Genomic DNA, 2,122 nt, shown 5'->3' on the forward strand with positions numbered 1-2,122 from the left:
CGCCGCGCGCGCCAACGGCATCGGCTTCGCGCTCAACAGCTCGTCGAGCGCGCCGGCGGTGAAGCTCGGCACCGGCGTCACCGTGTCCTCCGGTGGCGGCGACATCGTCATCAACGGCTACACGACTGCCACCACGCCCTCCTACGACGGCACCAAGGGCGGCATCTACGTGCTCTCCGGCGCCACCGTCGATACCGGCGGCGGCAACCTGCTGATGACGGCCACCAGCGCCGGTGACGCCAAGGAATTCGCCTTCGGCGTGGAAGGCAACTCCGGCACGGTCACGACCTTCCGCACCTCGTCGGCGGGCGGCGTCATCGTCGTGGACGTCAACAACACCGCGAACCAGCTGGGCTCGCTCGGCCTGGTCAACAACGGCAACCAGGCGCGCATCCAGTTCTGGGCGCCCAGCGTCGCCCACATGCTGTTCCGCCTCAACGGCAACAACCAGGCCGCCCAGTTCACGCAGAGCCCGCCCTGCAACCCCGGCTACCCGAACTGCGGAACCATGGTCATCCCCGGCGGGAACAGCAGCTACACCTCCGCCGGCTACAACGTGGTCAACATGGCCATGTATCCGATCTACGTGTTCAGCGGCAGCGGAACCCGCGTCTACGACGGCGGCACGGGCACGGCCGGCCTGGTCACGCCGACCACGCTCGGCGGCCCGAACGGCTTCACCGTCGGAAACCTCGGCCCGCTGGGCTTCAGCACGCCGAGCAAGAACGCCGGGAGCTACACCGCGCTGGTCAGTGCCCCGACCAATCCGACCTCGTACCAGGGTGGCACCTACGCCGTCGCCTACTTCAACCAGGGCACCTACACCATCAGCCCGAAGGTGCTCAATGCGTTCTCGGCCGCCAACAAGGTCTACGACGGCACGACCGCGGCGGCCGTGACCTCGTCCGGCCTGGTGGCCGGCGACGCGGTGTCGCTCGTCGCGACCGGCAGCTTCTCGCAGGCGAACGTGGGCAACGGCCTGGCGGTCAACATCTCGGCGGTGAGCCTGAGCGGCGCCGATGCCGGCAACTACAGCATCAGCGGGTTCGGCGGCATCAACACCACCGCCAGCATCACGCCGGCGCCGCTCACCGTGACCGCCGGCGCCGTGACCAAGACCTACGACGCGCTGGCCTTCAGCGGCGGCGCGGCGTGAGCTACAGCGGCTTCGTCAATGGCGAGTCCGCGAGCAGCCTGGGCGGCGCGCTGAGCTACGGCGGGACCGCGCAGGGTGCGGTGAATGCCGGCAGCTACACCCTCAGCGCGCAGGGCTTGAGCGCGGCCAACTACGCGATCAGCTATGTGCCGGGCACGCTCACGGTGAATCCGGCGACGCTGACCGTGAGCGCGGGCGCGGCCTCGCGCCTGTATGGCGCGGCCGACCCGGTGCTGATGGGATCGATCAGCGGCTTCGTCGGCGGCGACACGCTCGCCAGCGCGACGACGGGCAGCCTTCAGTTCTCCTCGGCGACCACGGCCGCGACGCCGGTGGGCCACTACGCCGTCACCGGCGGCGGGCTCACGGCCAATGGGGGCAACTACGTCATCGTCCAGGCGCCGGGCAACGCGACGGCGCTGAGCATCACGCCCGCGCCGCTGACCATCACCGCCAACGGTGCGTCCAAGGGCTATGACGCGCTGGCTTTCGCCGGCGGCAACGGCGTGACCTACAGCGGGTTCGTGAATGGCGAGACGAGCTCGGTCCTGAGCGGCACGCTGAGCTACGGCGGATCGGCGCAAGGCGCGGTCAACGCCGGCAGCTACGGCATCCTGCCGCAGGGGCTCTCGAGCGGGAACTACGCCGTGAGCTTCGCGCCGGGCTTGCTGACGGTGACGCCGGCGTCGTTGTTGATCGCCGCGACGCCGGTGTCCAAGACCTACGACGGCACGATGAGCGCCAGCGGCTCGCCGACGGTCACCGGCCTGATGGGGAGTGACTCTGTCAGCGGCTTGGGACAGGCCTTCACGGACAGCAGCGTCGGCAGCGGAAAGACAGTCGCGGTGCAGTCGGGTTGGGCGGTCCAGGATGGCAACGGCGGCAACAACTACGTCGTGACCGTCGCTTCCAGCAACAGCGGCGTGATCAATGCGCCCGCGCCTGCGCCCGCACCCGCACCCGCAC

General features: G+C 69.7%; 2 protein-coding genes. Both read left to right on the forward strand.

What is annotated here, in order from left to right:
* Nucleotides 1-1,156 (forward strand): YDG domain-containing protein (locus FUT87_RS28865; protein ID WP_186830555.1); only part of this gene is annotated, 1,156 nt, incomplete at its 5' end.
* Nucleotides 1,153-2,122 (forward strand): MBG domain-containing protein (locus tag FUT87_RS14900; RefSeq protein WP_186830556.1); only part of this gene is annotated, 970 nt, incomplete at its 3' end. The genes FUT87_RS28865 and FUT87_RS14900, both read left to right, overlap by 4 nt.

This window comes from Mitsuaria sp. TWR114 (assembly GCF_007997345.1).